Origin of the sequence: Bacillus sp. PAMC28571, from assembly GCF_014250435.1 — a bacterium.
GTDB lineage: Bacteria > Bacillota > Bacilli > Bacillales > Bacillaceae > Bacillus > Bacillus safensis.
The window spans coordinates 3,473,132-3,492,325 of sequence record NZ_CP060191.1 but is presented as its reverse complement, the minus strand read 5'-3'; the positions used below and the strand labels follow the sequence as shown (position 1 = coordinate 3,492,325).

The 19,194-nt window shown below is 39.5% G+C and carries 19 protein-coding genes; 14 read left to right on the top strand and 5 right to left on the bottom strand.

Going from position 1 to position 19,194, the window contains the following annotated elements:
* Positions 1 to 100 precede the first annotated feature (100 nt).
* On the bottom strand, positions 101 to 1,237 hold the full coding sequence (gene dnaN, locus H7F25_RS17625) for a DNA polymerase III subunit beta (RefSeq protein ID WP_024424074.1): 1,137 nt from the start codon (positions 1,235 to 1,237) through the stop codon (positions 101 to 103).
* 196 nt (positions 1,238 to 1,433) lie between these two features.
* A complete protein-coding gene (gene dnaA / locus H7F25_RS17620; RefSeq protein WP_024424073.1) occupies positions 1,434 to 2,774 on the bottom strand; it encodes a chromosomal replication initiator protein DnaA in 1,341 nt (446 codons plus the stop codon).
* 620 nt (positions 2,775 to 3,394) lie between these two features.
* On the opposite strand from dnaA, the gene rpmH reads away from it, so the two are divergent.
* From rpmH to H7F25_RS17565, 11 genes are all read left to right on the top strand, one after another.
* Positions 3,395 to 3,529: a 50S ribosomal protein L34 gene (gene rpmH, locus H7F25_RS17615; protein ID WP_073208224.1), complete on the top strand. Its 135-nt coding sequence runs from the start codon at positions 3,395 to 3,397 to the stop codon at positions 3,527 to 3,529.
* Positions 3,530 to 3,607: 78 nt separating this feature from the next.
* Complete coding sequence (gene rnpA / locus H7F25_RS17610) at positions 3,608 to 3,967, top strand: ribonuclease P protein component (protein WP_024427652.1); 360 nt, start codon at positions 3,608 to 3,610, stop codon at positions 3,965 to 3,967.
* A gap of 158 nt (positions 3,968 to 4,125) precedes the next feature.
* The gene (gene spoIIIJ / locus H7F25_RS17605) at positions 4,126 to 4,908 is read left to right on the top strand and encodes a YidC family membrane integrase SpoIIIJ (protein WP_087976621.1); all 783 of its coding nucleotides are present in this window, start codon (positions 4,126 to 4,128) and stop codon (positions 4,906 to 4,908) included.
* Entirely contained in the window at positions 4,905 to 5,528 is a 624-nt protein-coding gene (jag, locus tag H7F25_RS17600) for an RNA-binding cell elongation regulator Jag/EloR (RefSeq protein WP_185854025.1), read from the top strand. Before spoIIIJ ends, jag begins: the two co-directional genes overlap by 4 nt.
* Positions 5,529 to 5,929: 401 nt before the next feature.
* Complete coding sequence (gene mnmE, locus H7F25_RS17595; protein WP_185854024.1) at positions 5,930 to 7,309, top strand: tRNA uridine-5-carboxymethylaminomethyl(34) synthesis GTPase MnmE; 1,380 nt, start codon at positions 5,930 to 5,932, stop codon at positions 7,307 to 7,309.
* A 17-nt stretch (positions 7,310 to 7,326) separates the two neighbouring features.
* Positions 7,327 to 9,213 carry a tRNA uridine-5-carboxymethylaminomethyl(34) synthesis enzyme MnmG gene (gene mnmG / locus H7F25_RS17590; protein ID WP_024427650.1) on the top strand — a complete coding sequence of 629 codons (1,887 nt, stop codon included), beginning with the start codon at positions 7,327 to 7,329 and terminating at the stop codon, positions 9,211 to 9,213.
* Between the two features lie 13 nt (positions 9,214 to 9,226).
* Complete coding sequence (rsmG, locus tag H7F25_RS17585) at positions 9,227 to 9,946, top strand: 16S rRNA (guanine(527)-N(7))-methyltransferase RsmG (RefSeq protein WP_024424068.1); 720 nt, start codon at positions 9,227 to 9,229, stop codon at positions 9,944 to 9,946.
* A gap of 105 nt (positions 9,947 to 10,051) precedes the next feature.
* Entirely contained in the window at positions 10,052 to 10,927 is an 876-nt protein-coding gene (gene noc / locus H7F25_RS17580) for a nucleoid occlusion protein (protein ID WP_024424067.1), read from the top strand.
* A gap of 129 nt (positions 10,928 to 11,056) precedes the next feature.
* Positions 11,057 to 11,884 (top strand): orthopoxovirus pf05708 family protein, encoded by an 828-nt coding sequence (locus H7F25_RS17575; protein ID WP_172880934.1) that lies wholly within the window; start codon positions 11,057 to 11,059, stop codon positions 11,882 to 11,884.
* A gap of 235 nt (positions 11,885 to 12,119) precedes the next feature.
* The gene (soj, locus tag H7F25_RS17570; RefSeq protein ID WP_008360890.1) at positions 12,120 to 12,881 is read left to right on the top strand and encodes a sporulation initiation inhibitor protein Soj; all 762 of its coding nucleotides are present in this window, start codon (positions 12,120 to 12,122) and stop codon (positions 12,879 to 12,881) included.
* Entirely contained in the window at positions 12,874 to 13,728 is an 855-nt protein-coding gene (locus tag H7F25_RS17565; protein WP_024424064.1) for a ParB/RepB/Spo0J family partition protein, read from the top strand. The genes soj and H7F25_RS17565 overlap by 8 nt, the downstream gene beginning before the upstream one ends.
* Positions 13,729 to 13,753: 25 nt before the next feature.
* Here the strand turns inward: H7F25_RS17565 and yyaC are convergent, their stop codons facing one another.
* Positions 13,754 to 14,380 carry a spore protease YyaC gene (gene yyaC / locus H7F25_RS17560; protein WP_044333170.1) on the bottom strand — a complete coding sequence of 209 codons (627 nt, stop codon included), beginning with the start codon at positions 14,378 to 14,380 and terminating at the stop codon, positions 13,754 to 13,756.
* A gap of 72 nt (positions 14,381 to 14,452) precedes the next feature.
* On the opposite strand from yyaC, the gene H7F25_RS17555 reads away from it, so the two are divergent.
* A complete protein-coding gene (locus H7F25_RS17555) occupies positions 14,453 to 15,508 on the top strand; it encodes a YkvI family membrane protein (protein ID WP_125587578.1) in 1,056 nt (351 codons plus the stop codon).
* A gap of 25 nt (positions 15,509 to 15,533) precedes the next feature.
* Here the strand turns inward: H7F25_RS17555 and H7F25_RS17550 are convergent, their stop codons facing one another.
* Together H7F25_RS17550 and H7F25_RS17545 are read right to left on the bottom strand one after the other, a co-directional pair.
* Positions 15,534 to 15,944 carry a hypothetical protein gene (locus H7F25_RS17550; protein WP_024424061.1) on the bottom strand — a complete coding sequence of 137 codons (411 nt, stop codon included), beginning with the start codon at positions 15,942 to 15,944 and terminating at the stop codon, positions 15,534 to 15,536.
* A 15-nt stretch (positions 15,945 to 15,959) separates the two neighbouring features.
* On the bottom strand, positions 15,960 to 17,279 hold the full coding sequence (locus H7F25_RS17545; protein ID WP_185854023.1) for a hydrolase: 1,320 nt from the start codon (positions 17,277 to 17,279) through the stop codon (positions 15,960 to 15,962).
* Positions 17,280 to 17,574: 295 nt separating this feature from the next.
* Here H7F25_RS17545 and H7F25_RS17540 point away from each other — a divergent pair, with 295 nt between their 5' ends.
* Together H7F25_RS17540 and ychF are read left to right on the top strand one after the other, a co-directional pair.
* The gene (locus H7F25_RS17540) at positions 17,575 to 17,781 is read left to right on the top strand and encodes a DUF951 domain-containing protein (RefSeq protein ID WP_008347561.1); all 207 of its coding nucleotides are present in this window, start codon (positions 17,575 to 17,577) and stop codon (positions 17,779 to 17,781) included.
* 216 nt (positions 17,782 to 17,997) lie between these two features.
* On the top strand, positions 17,998 to 19,098 hold the full coding sequence (gene ychF, locus H7F25_RS17535) for a redox-regulated ATPase YchF (RefSeq protein ID WP_185854022.1): 1,101 nt from the start codon (positions 17,998 to 18,000) through the stop codon (positions 19,096 to 19,098).
* Positions 19,099 to 19,194 lie beyond the last annotated feature (96 nt).

Here is a 19,194-nt window from a genome sequence, read left to right as displayed (position 1 = left end):
GACAAGAAGGAAAGGGGGAAAGCGAACTGGGATGAAAGAAAGCATGGAAAACGAGAAGAAAAGCTGCTGTGCACTCACACAGCAGCCATTTTAGATTGAATTAATACGTTCTTACCGGAAGAATCAATTGCAAGATAGAATCATCATTCGGCGTACGCAGCAGGAACGGTCTCATTGCACCAGTGAAGCTTACATGAATATCTGTTCCCTCTAATACTTTTAACGCATCCAGCATATATTTTGGACTGAAGGAGATTTTAAGATCTTCCCCTTTAATGTCATCTGCTTGAACCGTCTCCACCACTTTACCGATCTCAGGCGAATTAGAAGAGATTTCAAGGCTTTGTTCAGGATCAGCTGACAGTTTCACGACATTATTACGTCCTTCTCTTGCCAAAAGTGATGCACGATCAATGGCTTGAAGGAACTCTTTCGTGTTGACCACGACATCCGTTTTACTTTCTTGCGGGATCAGACGGGCTGTATCTGGATAATTTCCATCCAGCAACCTTGAGAAGAACAGCACGTTTTGTGCTTTAAAAAGAACTTGTGTTTCTGTAATGACGATGCTCACAAGATCTTGTCCATCATCAAGAATTTTACTTAGCTCTGTTAAACTTTTCCCTGGAATCACGACATTATACGAACTTTCCTCGTTAATATCTAACTTCGCTTTTCTTAATGCAAGACGGTGGCTATCCGTTGCTGTGCATATTAATTCACCTTTTTCTACCTTCCAGTTTACACCTGTCAAGATAGGTCGTGTTTCTGAGGTGGACACTGCAAAAACAGTTTGACGAATTAAGTTTTTAAGCAGATCTGTCGGAATTTGAAATGCATGATGCTCTTCAATTTGTGGAAGATGCGGATATTCTTCAGCATCTAAGCCGTTTAAGTTAAATTCCGCTGAACCAGAGCGGATGATCGTCAGGTGATTTTGTTCTACTTCAATTTCGACAGTAGACATAGGCAGTTTCTTTACAATTTCACTAAAGAAGCGGGCTTGAAGCACAATACTTCCCGGACGATCAATGGTGATAACCTCTAAATCTCCATCTCTTTGAGGAATGAAAGATTCAATTGAGATATCAGAATCGCTTCCTGTTAGAGAAACCCCTTCATCAGACGCAACAATTTTAATCCCTGTCAAAATAGGAATCGTTGTTCTAGAGGATACGGCCTTTAATACATCTTGGACACTTTGGACAAGACGATCTTTTTGAATCGTGAATTTCATAGTGGTCCTCCTAAATTTTCTTAATGACATGTATATATATTTTATTAATAAAAATCGTAGAAGTAATAGTAGGGCTTGTGAATATGTGGATAAGTCGAGAAAAAGAAAGGAAAGACAGCCTATCCACATGTGGACAGACTGTGTATGACTATGCTCTAGTTATTCACATTTTCCCGTACTCATTATATCAGCTTAGTTATTTTAATTGTTCTTTGATCTCTTTGACATGCTGCTGAAGCTGTTCATCTTCAACAATTAATTTCGAAATCTTCTCATGAGCATGAATGACAGTCGTATGATCACGACCGCCAAATTCTTCTCCGATTTTAGGCAGAGAGGAATCGGTCATTTCTCTAGAGAGGTACATGGCAATTTGTCTTGGATAAGCAACTGACTTTGTACGTTTCTTTGCTTTGAAATCCTCTAATCGAATATTAAATTGCTGCCCTACAATTCTTTGAATATCTTTAATTGTAATGACCTTAGGCTTTGATGAAGGAATGATGTCCTTTAGCGCCTCAGCTGCTAGATCTGCATTAATGTCTTTATTAATTAAAGATGAGTAAGCAACGACACGAATCAAAGCACCCTCCAGCTCACGAATGTTGCTGTCGATTTGATTGGCAATATACAGCATGACTTCATTCGGAATGTCTAAGCCTTCTGCCTTTGCTTTTTTTCGCAGGATCGCGATACGCGTTTCTAGATCTGGCGGGGTAATGTCTGTAATTAAGCCCCATTCAAATCGAGAGCGTAATCTGTCTTCAAGTGTCGGAATTTCCTTCGGAGGCCGGTCACTAGAAATGACGATTTGCTTACTTTCTTCGTGAAGTGTGTTGAATGTATGGAAAAACTCTTCTTGTGTTTGTTCTTTTCCTGCTAAAAATTGAATATCATCTATCAAAAGCACATCTACATTCCGATAGCGGTTACGGAAGTCGACAGCTTTGTTATCTCGGATTGAGTTGATAAATTCATTAGTAAATTTTTCAGATGATAGATAGACCACTTTGGCTGATGGATTATGGTCGATCACGTAATGACCAATCGCATGCATCAAGTGTGTCTTTCCTAAACCAACGCCCCCATAAATAAAAAGCGGGTTATATGCTTTTGCTGGTGCTTCCGCGACTGCAAGTGAAGCGGCATGAGCAAAACGGTTGCCTGAACCAATAACAAAAGTATCAAATGTATATTTTGGATTCAGCATATTTTGTGGAATGTCAACGGGCTCTTCTTTAGACATTTTTTTGATAGGAGACTTTGGCATGGCTTCCTCTTCATCCTGATTTTGAGGAATAATAAATTTAATGCTGAGCTCTTCACCTGTTAGTTCATAGATGGTATCAGCAATTAAGTGAAGATATCTTGACTCTAGCCAATCTCTAGCAAATTCATTAGGTGCCGTAATTGTAAGCGTATCTCCCTGTAGAGAATGGGCTTTTGTCGATTTCATCCATGTCTCAAAACTGGGTTTGCTCAATTTTGTCTCTATTTTTTGAAGTGCTTTATTCCACAGATCCAAAATATTTTCCATAAGGCTTCTCCCCCCTCCTTTTCTTTTTAAAATGACCAGTATCAAACTGTTATAGAACACGAAAAAGAGCAAATGGTCATCACCATTCGTGCACATACATTGTTGAAAACAATTAATATAGTAGAAAAACGTCTTTTCGACAAATTACACAAGCTGTGGATAAACAATTCAACAGGCTGTGTAATAACTTTCCACAGGTTATCCACAAATTGTGGATAATATAAATGGGCCAGATAAGTAATTAAGAGTTAAAACACAAATATAATATCAAAATAAACAAGATGGTGCAATGGGTGTCACAAACTTATCCACACACTTTACATCCTGTTGAAAAATAATTATCCACATCGGTTATTTGTGTGAAAAAAATGTCGATAATGGGTGTGGATAGTCTAAATATGCCGGAAAAATATCCACATTCTTGTTTTGAAGGTCTTTTAGGAGGAAAAAAAGAATAAAATGCTGGAAACTAAAAAAGAAGGTTTCTTCGTTTGATAACTTATGTTATGCTTATAAGGTTGATAATAAGAGTTTTATCATTGATATTGACAATCGATGGGTTACACAAATATAATGAGTTAGACTGTCTTAAACAGCTATTCCTCAGGGAGGTGTCATAAATGAAAAGAACGTTTCAACCAAATAACCGTAAGCGTAGTAAAGTTCATGGCTTCCGCAGCCGTATGAGTACTAAAAACGGACGTCTAGTTTTAAAGCGACGCCGCAGCAAAGGTAGAAAAAAATTATCAGCTTAGGCCACTGAATAATGTCAGTGGTCTTTTTTACATAAAATCGTAAATGAACTGTCAGTTTTTATCGGAGTGGAAGAAAACATGAAGAAGCGAAACAGGCTAAAAAAAAATGAAGAGTTTCAAAAGGTGTTCAAAAAAGGTCAATCAATGGCAAATCGCCAATTCGTTATTTACCAGCTGGATCAGCCAAATCAAGTTGAACTGCGTCTAGGATTGTCTGTCAGTAAGAAGATTGGTAATGCAGTGATTAGAAACCGAATAAAACGTCTGATCCGTCAGGTGTTTTTAGAGGAAGGCCATAAGTTAAAGCAAGAAAAAGACTACATTGTCATTGCACGAAAACCAGCGAGTGAATTGACCTTTGAAGAAACAAAGAAGTCTCTCCAACATTTATTTAGAAAATCCGCTGTTTATCAACAACAACCGAAAAAGTCTTCGTAATAGAAACTTTCGTTGAATCAATTTTTAAAAGCGCTTCCTTCATCTAGTGAATTAAAATGAAACCACCACTTTGCAAAGAAAAAATGTTACCATACTGATTAGGTGAGTCACTTTCTTAATCAATTCCAACTTAAATAAAGTTTGAAGTAATGGGAGGAATCTTGTTGAAAAGGCGATTATTACTAATATTTAGCTTGATTGGCGTATTGGTTTTATTGGCAGGATGTACACAGATCAATGAACCAATTACATCAGATAGTAAGGGATTCTGGAATTCTTATATTGTTTACCCGCTATCTCAATTAATCACGTACATGGCAAACTTAACTGGTGAAAACTATGGTGTAGCGATTATTATTGTGACACTATTAATTCGCTTGCTTATTTTACCATTAATGATTAAACAGTTAAGAAGTACAAAAGCGATGCAAGCATTACAGCCTGAATTGAAAAAGCTTCGTGAAAAGTATAGCTCTAAAGATCAAAAAACACAGCAGCAGCTTCAGCAGGAAACAATGGCCCTTTTTCAAAAAAATGGCGTCAATCCATTAGCAGGCTGTTTCCCAATTTTAATTCAAATGCCAATCCTTATTGGTTTCTATCATGCAATTATGAGAACAGCAGAAATTAAAAAGCATACATTCTTATGGTTTGACTTAGGCAGCCCAGATCCATTGTTCCTATTACCGATTATTGCGGGTGTAGCTACTTTCATTCAGCAAAAGCTGATGATGGCTGGAAATCCTTCGGACAACCCTCAAATGGCTATCATGTTATGGGTGATGCCGATTATGATCGTTGTGTTTGCAATTAGTTTCCCAGCAGCACTTTCATTGTACTGGGTTGTAGGTAACATTTTCATGATCATTCAAACATTGGTGATTAAAACACCTCAAGTAAAAGTTGATACAAAAGAAAAAGCTGGCGGGAATAAAAAATGAAGGAAATAACTGCTGTCGGTCGCACAATCGAAGAAGCAGTAGATTCCGGATTGAAACAAATTCAGCTACTACAAGAAGAAGTAGAAATCACAATAGTAGATGAAGGAAATAAAGGGTTTTTAGGATTATTTGGTAAAAGACAAGCTGTGGTCAAGTTAGTAGAAAAGATAAATGCATTTAAATTAGCTACACAGTATTTAGATAAAATTGTTAAGTCTATTGATCCTAAAGCAAAGATTATTTCCAAACAGGAACCGAAAAAGATTTCTTACCACATTGATGGAGATAAAACGTCATTAATGATTGGAAAAAGAGGCCAAACACTGTACTCTTTAGAAACGTTGGTACAGCTAGTGTTTAATCGTTATTCTGATCAGTATCATCATATAACAATTGATATTGGCGATTATAGGAAGAAACGACAAGAAGCACTTGAACAATATGCAGTGAAAACAGCAAATCGGGTTTTAAAAACGAAGAAAAAGGTTCATTTAGAACCAATGCCTTCGAATGAACGAAAAATTGTTCATGATGCGATTGCTGCATTCTCTAAAGAACTTGCAACGGCATCTGAAGATACAGGCAGCAAACGTCATGTTGTGGTGCTGTATAAAAAATAGCAGAAAGGCTAAGATTCAGCAAAGCTGGATTTTAGTCTTTTTTTATTGAAAAATTGCTTTTTATAGAGGATTCATCCTTTATTTCTAAAAAATGAGTGTGTGATATGGGTGCAAAACGCCAATTTAACAAGTAAGTATAGGGATCAGGGCGTTTAAATTTATGGGATTTAGGTGTAAGATGTGAAGACAAGTTTCAAACGTCGTTATTCACATGTGGATAAGTTAAGTGTTAAAATAGATAAGATGCAAAGCTGTGGATAATTAGATATGGGATACTTTCACTTCGCTTTCATTTATGGTATCTTTAAATTTTGGATTAAGCGTTTTTGATATAGAGATGGACAATGTCCATTTAATAGATAACAGACTGTTTATTAAGTAGAGAAAGAGGTGAATGAGTGATGGATACAATTGCAGCAATTTCTACACCGATGGGTGAAGGAGCAATTGCGATTATTCGTTTAAGCGGGCCTGATGCGGTACAGATTGCTGATCGGATGTATAAAGGTCCTAAGGAGAAAAAACTTGTATCGGTGGATTCACATACGATTCATTATGGTCATATTGTGGACTCTAGCACTGAGCAAGTCATAGAAGAGGTCATGGTGTCAGTATTACGAGCACCAAAAACATTTACGAGAGAAGACGTTATTGAGATTAACTGCCATGGCGGAATTGTAACGGTCAATAAAGTACTGCAGCTTGCTTTAAGAGAAGGAGCAAGATTAGCGGAGCCAGGTGAGTTTACAAAACGAGCTTTCTTAAATGGAAGAATTGATCTTTCACAGGCTGAAGCGGTAATGGATTTGATTCGTGCAAAGACAGATCGTGCGATGAATGTAGCGATTACTCAAATGGAGGGACGACTCTCCGGTTTGATTAAACGACTTCGCAGTGAGATATTGGAAACTCTGGCTCATGTTGAAGTCAATATTGACTATCCTGAGTATGACGATGTTGAAGAAATGACGCATCGAGTTTTAGTTGAAAAGGCAACATCAGTGAAAAAGGAAATTGAGTCACTGCTAACGACTTCTCAGCAGGGGAAAATACTTCGCGAGGGCTTATCCACTGTTATTATTGGAAGACCGAATGTTGGGAAGTCTTCCTTGTTGAATAGTCTTGTACAGGAAACAAAAGCGATTGTAACGGATATTCCTGGAACAACGAGAGATGTCATTGAGGAGTATGTAAATGTTAGAGGTGTACCGCTTCGTTTAGTCGATACTGCGGGTATACGTGAGACGGAGGACATTGTTGAGCGTATAGGGGTTGAACGATCTAGACAGGTCTTAAAAGAAGCTGACCTGATTTTACTTGTGCTCAATTATAGCGAGGAATTGTCAGAAGAGGATATCAAACTATTTGAGGCCGTCTCAGGCATGGATATCATCGTGATCGTGAATAAGACAGATCTTGAGCCTAAGCTTGATATCGAAAAGGTCAAGCAGTTAGCGAAGGATCGTCCGGTGGTTACTACATCATTATTACAAGAAAAGGGGATTGATGAGCTCGAAATGGCGATTCAATCATTATTCTTCACGGGTTCAATTGAAAGTGGAGATTTAACGTATGTAAGTAACACAAGGCATATTGCCCTTCTTCAGGCAGCAAAACAATCCATTGAGGATGCTCTTGAAGGAATTGAAATGGATGTACCGATCGACATAGTTCAAATAGATTTAACACGCTGCTGGGAACAGCTGGGTGAAATTATTGGGGATGCTGTTCATGAAAGCTTGATTGATCAGTTATTCTCTCAATTCTGTTTAGGAAAGTAAAGGGAGGAACATAAGAAATGGGTTATGAAGCTGGCAATTATGACGTAATCGTCGTGGGTGCCGGTCATGCTGGAGTTGAGGCTGCTCTTGCTTCTGCAAGACAGGGCGCCAAAACACTTGTATTGACTATCAACCTCGATATGGTTGCTTTTATGCCATGTAATCCGTCCGTAGGCGGCCCCGCAAAAGGGATTGTCGTCAGAGAAATTGATGCTCTAGGCGGAGAAATGGCGCGAAATATAGATAAGACGCATATTCAAATGCGCATGCTGAATACGGGGAAAGGACCTGCTGTCCGTGCGTTAAGAGCGCAGGCAGATAAGTTCCAATATCAGCATGAAATGAAAAAAACAATGGAAAATGAACCAAACCTGACAATGCTGCAAGGTATGGTAGATCATTTAATTGTAGAAGATGATGAATGTAAAGGTGTTGTTACTCAAACGGGGGCGAACTATCGTGCAAAGTCTGTTGTATTAACGACAGGGACTTTCTTAAAAGGCCGCATCATTTTAGGAGACTTATCGTATTCAAGTGGTCCAAATAACCAGCAGCCTTCCATTAAATTATCGGATCATTTAGCAGAACTAGGATTCGATTTGGTTCGCTTTAAAACAGGAACACCTCCTCGAGTGAATAGCCACTCGATTGATTATAGTAAAACAGAAATTCAACCAGGTGATGATGTACCGCGGGCGTTCTCCTATGAAACGGTTGAATATATTACTGACCAGCTGCCATGCTGGCTAACATACACGAGTTTAGAGACTCATCAAATTATTGATGAGAATCTTCACCGTTCTCCAATGTATTCAGGTATGATTAAAGGAACTGGTCCTAGATACTGCCCGTCCATTGAAGATAAAGTGGTTCGTTTCAATGATAAACCGAGACATCAAATTTTCTTAGAGCCAGAAGGTCGTAATACGCAGGAAGTTTATGTTCAAGGATTGTCTACAAGTCTTCCGGAGGATGTACAGCAGCGCATGCTTTCAACCATCCCAGGACTCGAGAATGTTCAAATGATGAGAGCGGGTTATGCCATCGAGTATGATGCGATTGTGCCTACTCAGTTGTGGCCTACACTTGAGACGAAGAAAATTTCTGGATTATATACAGCCGGCCAAATTAATGGTACGTCTGGTTATGAGGAAGCAGCAGGTCAAGGGATTATGGCAGGTATTAATGCAGGAAGAAAAGCATTAGGTAAAGAAGAAGTCATTTTAAGCCGATCTGATGCATATATCGGTGTCCTCATCGATGACCTTGTCACAAAAGGAACAAATGAACCATACCGTCTCTTGACATCACGTGCTGAGTATCGTCTACTTCTACGTCATGACAATGCTGATTTAAGATTAACTGAACTTGGCTATCAAATTGGATTAATTTCTGAAGAAAGATTCCAAGCATTCCAGCAGAAAAAAGAAGCCATTGAAGCAGAGAAAAAACGTTTATATTCTGTCATCATTAAACCTACAGCAGAGACTCAAGAATTTATTCGTTCACTCGGTGGAAGTGAGTTGAAGGACGGCATTCGTGCAAGTGATTTAATGAAGCGCCCGGAAATGAATTATGAATCTGTTGTGAAATTAGCTCCTGCTGAAACACCGCTTCCTTCTGATGTGTGTGAGCAGGTAGAGATTCAAATTAAATACGAAGGTTATATTGAAAAGTCACTCCAGCAAGTTGAAAAACTGAAAAAGATGGAGAACAAAAAGATTCCTGATCGTATTGATTATGATGCCATCAAAGGAATTGCAACTGAAGCGAAACAAAAGCTGAAAGAAGTCCGACCGCTTTCTGTTGCACAGGCTTCTCGTATTTCAGGCGTTAACCCTGCTGATATTTCTATCCTTTTAGTATATTTAGAGCAGGGGCGTATTGCGAAGATAGCAGAATAGAAAGGATGTCGGCATGAACATTGAACAATTTACAGCAGCACTAGAGGAGAAAGGGATCACTCTTTCTCCTGTGCAGCTTGAACAATTTGAAACCTACTTCCGCATGCTTGTAGAATGGAACGAGAAAATGAATTTAACGTCCATTACTGAAAAGGAAGAAGTGTATTTAAAGCATTTTTATGATTCAATATCAGCAGCATTTTTTATTGATTTTCACAAAGTGACGACGATTTGTGATATTGGAGCTGGTGCTGGTTTTCCAAGCATTCCTCTTAAAATTTGTTTCCCTCATCTACATGTGACCATTGTTGATTCTCTTCAGAAACGAATTACGTTTCTCAATGAGTTAGCAAAAGGATTAAACTTACAAGATACTACTTTTTATCATGATCGTGCGGAAACGTTTGGACAACGTAAGGAAAAGCGTGAAAGCTATGATCTTGTCACTGCTAGAGCAGTTGCACGTTTATCCGTCTTGAGCGAACTATGTCTGCCTCTAGTGAAAAAAGAAGGATTGTTTGTTGCCTTAAAAGCATCTGCCGCTGATGAAGAAATGCAAGCAGGAAAAAAAGCTGTCACAGTTCTCGGAGGAGAGGTTGTTGAAAAGCATTCCTTTGTTCTTCCTTTAGAAGAAAGCGAACGGAACATCATTGTCATTGAAAAGAAAAAGCAAACACCAAAAAAATATCCTAGAAAACCAGGGACACCTAATAAATCACCAATAGAAGGTTGATCATGTAAAAGGTCGGTTTTTCTTCAATATTTATGATTTTACAGAAGGAAAAAACATGAGAAAATAGAATTATAAAAAGGTAGTTTTTAAAGGTGGTGTAGGTTCATGAAGCATTCACTCTCACGCTTCTTCGGGCTTGGAGACAAAGAACATCCTGAGCGTGAAACCGAAATAGAGGCAGAGATTGCTGAGCATGATACATTAAAGGAAGAGATACAGGAGCTCCCGGTCGACACAATTATGCCAAACCGTTTTCAGCCACGCACCATTTTTTCAGAAGAAAAGATACAAGAGCTGGCCACGACGATTCATACCCATGGCATTATCCAACCGATTGTTGTTAGACCAACAGAAGAAGAAGGAAAATATGAACTGATCGCCGGCGAAAGACGTTGGAGGGCGGTACAGACTCTTCAATGGGAGAAAATCCCCGCTATTATAAAAGATTTTACTGATACGGAAACGGCATCTGTGGCATTGATTGAAAATTTGCAAAGAGAAGAGCTGTCTTCTATTGAAGAGGCTCATGCTTATGCACGTCTTTTAGAGCTTCATGATTTAACACAAGAGGCGCTTGCTCAGCGTTTAGGCAAGGGACAATCAACTGTTGCAAACAAATTAAGACTTTTAAAGTTGCCTGAAGAGGTACAACAAGCCATTTTAGAGAAAAAAATCTCTGAAAGGCATGCACGTTCACTTGTGCCCCTAAAGCTTCCGGAATTACAAATCGCGCTATTGCAGGAAATCATCGAAAAGCAGTTGAATGTGAAACAGACTGAAGAGCGTGTAGTGAAGATGCTTGAACAAAAAACGGATCGCAAACCGAAGCCAAAACGTAAGGCGTTTAGTCGTGATACACGAATTGCGATGAATACCATTCGTCAGTCTCTCCACATGGTAGAAGACAGCGGACTTAAAATAAATACCGAGGAAGAAGAGTTTGAGGAATATATCCAATTAACGATTCGAATTCCAAAATAGAAATAAGCTGATGAGCGCCACTCGTCAGCTTTTTTGTTTGTTTTATTTCTAGCACACATTCAATATACATTATATTTATAAATTGGTAAAATATGATTTTAGAAGTGTGAAGGAGGTGACAACTACTTGATAAAAATGAAGAAGACTACTTTCGCCATTATTTGTTATTTACTATTTTCTTTTTCTTTTTTTTCAAATGAAGCGACAATATACGCTGTGAAATCGCCAACGGCTCATCATGCGGATGAAAGCTTGATGACCAACGAAGAATTGAACATTCTGAAGGAGCAAGGTGCTGTTTCTAAAGATGTGACTTTACAGCAATTCAATCAAGAGTATGCGTCTTCCGACGATTCGATCGACTTGATTACAGCTGACGATGATTTGAAGAACTATGGATTACGACAGAATAAGCAGGATGAGCTGGTGACGGATGAAAAGCCACACACCCTCAAGCTCCTTTTAGGAAAGCCGTATCCTGGTACCGATATTATCCCTAAAAAAGGAGATATTTTGGTGACAACCACTGATGCTGTAAAGGGTTTGGTCGGACATGCAGGTATCGTCATTAATGAGATAAGCTATGCTTCTATTCCAGGGTTTCGGCAGCATCCTCAACTTGATTCCATTCATAACTGGTTTCGCTATAGTGCCAATACAAAGGTAATTCGAATTAATCAAGAGGAGAAGGCAGATTTAGCAGGGGAATGGGCACACGATTATGTGAAAGGTCATCCGAAGGCTCGCTACTCCATCACCATGTCCATTCAATCACTGGATCCGACTTATTGTTCAAAGATTGTGTGGCAGGCCTATGGCAAAACAGGGGACGCTTTGGGACATGCGACCTTTACCATTAAGACACCCTATGGATTTTTAAAAAAGAAAAGCTATAAAACAGTAACTCCTAAGGTCATTGTGAGTGAAGGCCGTAAAATAGGTGAATTAAACTTTTGACATGTGACCCTCACTTTTGATGAAAGTGAGGGTTTTGAGCATGTCTCTTCCTTTAAAAAGATATATCAATATATTTTTATGGAGTGTTTTCATTCGTCCTTTTATGTACGAAAAGGCACATTCACCGACGAATTTATAATAGGGAAACAAAAAAAGCAAACGTTTCATACTTTTTTTGATAGAATAGAAAGTATGAATGAATGAGAAACTTGTTAAGTTGAAAGTGGGTGACATCGTGGGAAAAATCATAGCGATTACCAACCAGAAGGGCGGCGTCGGGAAGACGACAACTTCTGTTAATTTGGGTGCGTGTTTAGCATACATAGGCAAACGAGTGTTGTTAGTTGATATTGATCCGCAGGGCAATGCCACGAGTGGTATTGGGATTGAGAAAGCCGACGTAGAAAAGTGTGTGTACGATATTTTAGTTGATGATGCAGATGTTCTTGATGTGATTAAGACGACAGAGGTCGAAAATCTTGATGTCATTCCTGCGACAATACAGCTTGCAGGGGCTGAAATAGAGCTTGTGCCTACAATCTCACGTGAAGTGAGGCTGAAGAGAGCACTTGAATCTGTTAAGCAGAATTATGATTATATGATTATTGACTGCCCGCCATCACTTGGACTGCTGACGATTAATGCGTTAACTGCATCCGATTCCGTTTTAATACCGGTTCAGTGCGAATATTATGCGCTTGAAGGATTGAGCCAATTGTTAAACACAGTTCGTCTCGTGCAGAAACATTTAAATACCGATCTTGCCATTGAAGGTGTCTTGCTGACAATGCTTGATGCCCGAACAAACCTTGGGATTCAGGTAATCGAAGAAGTGAAGAAGTACTTTAGAGATAAAGTCTATCAAACCGTCATTCCGAGAAATGTGAGGCTGAGTGAAGCGCCTAGTCATGGAAAGCCGATTATCTTGTATGATCCACGTTCAAGAGGTGCAGATGTCTATTTAGACTTAGCAAAGGAAGTGGATGCGAATGGCTAAAGGTCTTGGAAAGGGTATTAATGCACTATTTAACAATGTAGACTCAAATGAAGAAACGGTTGAAGAAATCAAATTAAAGGATTTGCGTCCGAATCCGTATCAACCAAGGAAAACGTTTGATGATGATGCATTGTCTGATCTGAAAGAATCGATTCAGCAGCACGGGGTTTTACAGCCGATCATTGTTCGTAAATCGATTAAAGGATATGACATAGTAGCAGGAGAACGCCGTTTCCGCGCAGCACAACAAGCTGGTCTGACAACAATTCCTGCAATCGTTCGAGAGTTTTCAGAAACACTGATGAGAGAAATTGCCCTCTTAGAAAACCTACAGCGTGAGGATCTATCTCCACTAGAGGAAGCGGAAGCATATGCTTCCTTGCTGGATCATCTAAGTGTGACGCAAGAGGAATTAGCGAAGCGATTAGGGAAAAGCAGACCGCATATTGCGAACCATCTCCGTCTGTTGACTTTACCGGATGACATCCAAAAGCTGATTGCAAATGGAACGTTATCAATGGGACATGGCCGCACATTGCTCAGCTTAAAGAACAAAAAGAAGCTGGCGCCTTTGGTAAAGAAAATCGTGGATGAGGGGTTAAACGTACGACAGGTTGAAAAACTTGTTCAGCAGTTAAACGAAAATGTTCCACGTGAAACAAAGAAAAAAGAAGCACCAAAGGATCGAGTGTTGAAAGAAAGAGAGTCTTTCTTACAAAACTACTTTGGTACTTCCGTGACGATCAAGAAACAGAAGAAAAAAGGGAAAATTGAGATTGAATTCCTCTCGAATGAAGATTTAGAAAGAATCCTTGAATTGCTTTCTACGAGGGAATCATCAGAGTGACCATCTTGATATGAGATGGTCTTTTTTATATTCTTCCAGTGATATTTTGAATAGGGGTGAAGAGAGACCGGCTTTTTTCTCTCGTCCAATCCATTTGGTCAATGTGAGATAGACTTTCAGAAAGTATATTGGCCATAGACATGACAAGATGAAGACGTGTGTTTTGGAGGACGAAGTATTCCATGAAACCACTCACATTGACGATCCCATTAATATGAATATCTCCTACCTCTGGCAGCTCCTTTTGCACACCAGCTCCAGGCTTTAACGGACCATCACCAATTTGGAAGGAACCGACACTTTTCACTCTTCCTAAACAGGCATCAACCGCTACAATAAACGGGTGTTTATGAGCTTGTTCAATTTCAGCGAGTTTTTCTTTTAAATTGACCGCATGCACTGGGTCAGAGAGTGTTCCATATACATGAAGCTTTTTCAAATCCAGACCTGAAAGCTTTGTACCAACAAGTGGACCTAGAGAGTCGCCAGTTGAGCGGTCTGTTCCAATACAGACGATGGCAACGGGTCTTTTTCCTGCTTTCTGAAGATGCGAGAATAAAATACTTTTAAGCTGTTGAATGGCGTTTGTATCCGTATGGGACACGTATTCTTTTACCCTATTTCTAAAAAAAAGACCGTTCTTGCTATTCATAGGTCTCACTTCCTTGTCATAGTAGTTAGTATCAGTATACGGAAACAAGCTTAATTCTATACCTATGAGGTGATGATTGTGTGGAAGGCTGGTTCAAGGTGGACGCTTTTAATTTTAGGAAGCTTAATAGGAGCGGGATATGCTTCCGGCCAGGAAATTTGGCAGTTTTTTGGCATTGATAGCGGACTAGCCATTCTACTGTTTACATTGATGTTTATGCTGTCTACCTATGTGGTGTTAAAAATCAGTTATGAGGTGCGTGCCGATCACTTTGTGCCAGTGCTGGAACGGCTTGTCGGTCCATGGCTGGCTAAGGTGTATGACGTTTTAATTGTCCTATATTTATTCACGACAACGACGGTCATGATTGCCGGCGGCGGGGTGACTCTTGAGATGTATCATGTGCCTTTTTGGATTGGCATCGGCGCGTTTTGTTTGTTTTCATTTATGATTTTTTTCTGGGATGTGAAAGGGCTTTTATCTGTGAATGCTTTCATTATACCAATTTTGGTGGCGGGGCTCATCTATGCGTTTGTTTTTTATTATATGAATCATGATCATATGTGGCGTATTGATTTTGGGCATCAGTACAATTGGCCTGCCAGCATTGTCTTTGCTTCTTTGAATATATTATCTGTTGTGGCAGTGCTGTCTTCGGTTGGGAAAGAAATGAAGGGGCTTGGGGAAGCCAAGGTGGCGAGTATATTAAGCGGTCTTATTTTTGGTGTCATCTCGTATGTGTATAACGAAATACTGGTTGATATTTCTGGAAGCCTTTCATCAGAGGGAATTCCTTTGTTTACAGTATTAGAAGGGGCGCCGACTTCTTTATTTGTGTTTATGACCGTTGTCCTTTGTCTAGCAATTTATACGACGACGGCAGCAGGTTTATTTGGATTATCAAGCCGGATGCTTTCTTTTGTACGAATGCCTCGCTGGCTGGTTGTATTGGTGATGCTTCTTTTGATGGCTCCTTTAACATCTCTTGGATTTGCTGATTTGATTGCTTTCTTGTATCCAATTTATAGTTTGTTGAATCTTTATTTGCTCGTCTGTTTAATGCTGTATCCGATTTTAAGTAAAAAGATATTTTCTCGTCCTAAGAATTATATTGATAAAACAAAATAAGCACCTCTCTTTTTTAGAGCTGTGCTTATTTGATCTGAATTGAATCAATAGCTTCTTTGATATCATCATAGACAGGCATTTGCTTGAGACGCTGGAGGCGATCCTCTAATTCTGAAATGGCCTGTCCCTTTAAATGCTGGGAAATGTGTTGTTTGACAATGGTCGTCTGGTTTATCATGTCTTCTGTTTTAGCCAATTGATACTCCAAGTGCACGCGAGTATTTGCTAATTCGTCGTGCAGCCGCATTTTGAGCAGCCGTTTTAGATCTTTTCGCTGTCCTTCTCTGCGCATGGCCTGAATGGCGGCCATTTCTTCTGGAGACTGTGTTTGTGTGTGTGGTGCCGATTGATTTTCGAATACAGACATGGAGCGGCGGGCACTCACATTTTGCAAGAAACGCTGGGCGTCACTAGGAGGCTTATTTTGATTGATCATGCGATGACTCCTTTCTTAATGAATACCCATTTGCATTGCAAGGCGTCTATCTGCCTTGGCGTAGTCATCACCCATTGTGTACATATGTCTTGAAAGAGCAGAAAGCTCTTGTTCGTAATCCCTCAGGGTGTACAAGGCATTCAGCTGTTTTTCGTGTGAATAAAAGGAGGAATGCGACTGTTCCATCCTCACTTCGTCTACCAGTGCTTCCACATCACTATGACTTAATAAATCATAGTGGCCAAAGCCTACGAGTCCTTTAAGCTCTTGTTTTACATGATGGACGGCGTCTTTTACACTTTCATCAATTCCATCGATTTTTTCAAATACAGTGTGCACTTCATGTTCAATAATGCTTTGCAGATCATAGGATGAATTTTTTAGTAAATGGGATTTTATGATAATTTCAAGTCCGCTTTGTGCATATGCACGTCCAGAATGAATTTCTTGCAGCAGCATGGCTGTAAAACTTGTATTATGATCAAGCTGTTCATCTAAAATACGGGCATATCCATTTGGATGGAACGAATATCCATTTGCTTTGAATTCACCTGAAACGAGAGCTAAAAAAGCATTTGTATCAAAGGATTCGTTCCATTCTATATTCATAGATGCAAAAGCTGATTTTAAAAAGGTGTCAATTTCCCTTTTTTTGTATTTAACGGATTCTTGGACTGAGTCTTGCTGCCGTGGCGGTACGGTGTACTTGACTTGCCCAACTCCTTGATCATGACGATTGAGTAAACCGACGTAATGACTAGGCTGAATATATTCAGTCAACATGCGTTTATATTGACCTTGCTGCGCCTTTTGCTGAATCGAAGGCGATAGGCTGCTCCATATATTTGGGCTGTCAAAGGTAACGGCTTTTTTGACAGCTGGCTGTTCTGTTGCAATATAAGCACAAACAGCACCGGCAAGTGCTTGTCCAGTGAGGTGGATACCTGCATTCGGATGCTTCTGACAGACTTTCTCTATGTATTCCTTCCCTTTAAAAAAGACATGGTCTTGATTGCCGTCAAGGGACTTTCTTTCAATTGGATAGGCATAGTCTGTTTTGAGCAATGACTGTGCCACGTTGTGTACATCTTGCTTAGATGTCACCCTCGTTTGATGTGGCAGCGGACAGTGAAAAGCGACGATGAATTCATCTGATTGTTCCGGCTGCATCGTTAAACCATATAATTTTTGGTCGATCTTTAGAAAATCGTGGACAGTGAGTGTTTGCTGACCTATTTCTATCGTATGGTGCTGCTGGTAATTGTCGATATTACCAGCATGATCGGATATGATTTTATATTCTTTATCAGTTAATCTATCCTTTCGATTGACCATCGTACCTGCTCCCTCACATAACATTTATGCAGATATCATAAATCAAAAAATATGGAAAAACCACCGCGTTCTACCAATAAAAACCTTTTGACCTACAGTGTTTGTGACAATATTGAAAAAAAACGGAGTTTAAGTAACTATTGGTCACAAATAAAATGATCTAAAAGGAGGGTTTTTTCTCTAAAAAAGAATAGGATGAACGATTGAAAGAGACTCTTTGTTTTGTGCATTGCCCTTCATCGCCGTTTTTTTGTACAATAGATTCAATGAAGTGAGCAAGGAGAGGTGAAGGCTGATGGCAGACAAAGCGTTTGGGTTACATGATGTTGTAGAAATGAAAAAGCCCCATCCATGTGGTGCCAATCGGTGGAAGGTCATTCGTTTGGGCATGGATATCCGTATTAAATGTGAAGGCTGCGGACACAGCGTGATGATCCCAAGAAGAGATTTTGAACGAAAAATGAAGAAAATTCTCGTCAAGCATGAGGAGCCAACTGCTTAAGTAGGCCTCATGCTTTTTTTATTAAATTTGTCTTTTCTACAGCAAAGCCAGGTGCATTTTCTCGTTTTGAAGCATTGATTTATTCTTTTTGACGATGTTTCTTCTATTGAAAATGCATGATGGTTAGCTTGTCTTTTCATGTAAACCTACTTATAATTGCTCTAGGTTCATATTACGCAGTATAACGAGCACGTTTGATATAGAGGAGATGAAAGAATGGCTTTAACAGCTGGTATTGTTGGCTTACCTAACGTCGGGAAGTCAACGCTATTTAATGCAATTACACAGGCTGGAGCGGAGTCTGCTAACTATCCGTTTTGTACCATTGATCCAAACGTCGGAATTGTAGAAGTTCCTGACGAGCGTTTACAAAAGCTAACAGAATTGGTGCAGCCGAAAAAGACAGTTCCCACTGCTTTCGAATTCACTGATATTGCGGGTATTGTCAAAGGTGCATCTAAAGGTGAAGGTTTAGGGAATAAATTCCTTTCTCATATTCGACAAGTAGATGCGATTTGTCACGTGGTTAGAGCTTTTGCAGATGATAACATTACACACGTAGCTGGTAAGGTTGATCCTGTGGCAGATATTGAAACGATTAATCTCGAATTGATTTTGGCTGATTTAGAAACAGTTGAAAAGCGTTTAGCTCGTGTGAGTAAGCTTGCAAAACAAAAGGACAAGGAAGCAGTAGCTGAATTTGAGATTTTGTCGAAGCTAATGAACGCATTTGAGGCTGGGAAATCGGCAAGATCTGTAGAATTTACTGATGAGCAGCAAAAGCTTGTGAAACAGCTTCATTTACTCACATCTAAACCAGTCCTTTATGTAGCAAATGTGAGTGAGGATGAAGTAGCGGATCATGAGAGCAACGAATATGTGCAGCAAATCCGTGAGTTTGCTTCTGGTGAAAACGCTGAAGTTATCGTCGTTTGTGCGAAGATCGAGTCTGAAATTGCAGAGCTTGAAGGAGAAGAGAAGCAAATGTTCCTTGAAGAGCTTGGTATTAATGAGTCAGGGCTTGATCAGCTAATTAGAGCATCTTACTCTCTTCTAGGATTAGCTACGTATTTCACAGCAGGTGAGCAAGAGGTACGTGCTTGGACATTTAAAAAAGGAATGAAAGCGCCAGAATGTGCTGGAATCATTCACACAGACTTCGAGCGTGGATTTATTCGTGCTGAAACGGTTGCGTATGAGGATTTACTAGCTGGCGGAAGCATGTCTGCTGCTAAAGAAGCAGGAAAAGTTCGTCTAGAAGGTAAAGAATATGTAGTGAAAGATGGAGACGTCATTCATTTCCGTTTTAATGTATAGGTTCTTGTCATAGGCCAAGTAATTTGTTATAATATACAATTGTGAGTAATATAATTTATTGCTCCTTGCCCGTTTAGGGCCGCTTAGACCAAAAGG

Excerpts from the sequence above, each read along its gene's own strand:
- dnaN (WP_024424074.1), bottom strand. The coding sequence starts at position 1,237 with ATGAAATTCACGATTCAAAAAGATCGTCTTGTCCAAAGTGTCCAAGAT.
- dnaA (WP_024424073.1), bottom strand. The coding sequence starts at position 2,774 with ATGGAAAATATTTTGGATCTGTGGAATAAAGCACTTCAAAAAATAGAG.
- rpmH (WP_073208224.1), top strand. The coding sequence starts at position 3,395 with ATGAAAAGAACGTTTCAACCAAATAACCGTAAGCGTAGTAAAGTTCAT.
- rnpA (WP_024427652.1), top strand. The coding sequence starts at position 3,608 with ATGAAGAAGCGAAACAGGCTAAAAAAAAATGAAGAGTTTCAAAAGGTG.
- jag (WP_185854025.1), top strand. The coding sequence starts at position 4,905 with ATGAAGGAAATAACTGCTGTCGGTCGCACAATCGAAGAAGCAGTAGAT.
- mnmE (WP_185854024.1), top strand. The coding sequence starts at position 5,930 with ATGGATACAATTGCAGCAATTTCTACACCGATGGGTGAAGGAGCAATT.
- mnmG (WP_024427650.1), top strand. The coding sequence starts at position 7,327 with ATGGGTTATGAAGCTGGCAATTATGACGTAATCGTCGTGGGTGCCGGT.
- rsmG (WP_024424068.1), top strand. The coding sequence starts at position 9,227 with ATGAACATTGAACAATTTACAGCAGCACTAGAGGAGAAAGGGATCACT.
- noc (WP_024424067.1), top strand. The coding sequence starts at position 10,052 with ATGAAGCATTCACTCTCACGCTTCTTCGGGCTTGGAGACAAAGAACAT.
- H7F25_RS17565 (WP_024424064.1), top strand. The coding sequence starts at position 12,874 with ATGGCTAAAGGTCTTGGAAAGGGTATTAATGCACTATTTAACAATGTA.
- yyaC (WP_044333170.1), bottom strand. The coding sequence starts at position 14,380 with ATGAATAGCAAGAACGGTCTTTTTTTTAGAAATAGGGTAAAAGAATAC.
- H7F25_RS17555 (WP_125587578.1), top strand. The coding sequence starts at position 14,453 with ATGATTGTGTGGAAGGCTGGTTCAAGGTGGACGCTTTTAATTTTAGGA.
- H7F25_RS17550 (WP_024424061.1), bottom strand. The coding sequence starts at position 15,944 with ATGATCAATCAAAATAAGCCTCCTAGTGACGCCCAGCGTTTCTTGCAA.
- H7F25_RS17545 (WP_185854023.1), bottom strand. The coding sequence starts at position 17,279 with ATGGTCAATCGAAAGGATAGATTAACTGATAAAGAATATAAAATCATA.
- H7F25_RS17540 (WP_008347561.1), top strand. The coding sequence starts at position 17,575 with ATGGCAGACAAAGCGTTTGGGTTACATGATGTTGTAGAAATGAAAAAG.
- ychF (WP_185854022.1), top strand. The coding sequence starts at position 17,998 with ATGGCTTTAACAGCTGGTATTGTTGGCTTACCTAACGTCGGGAAGTCA.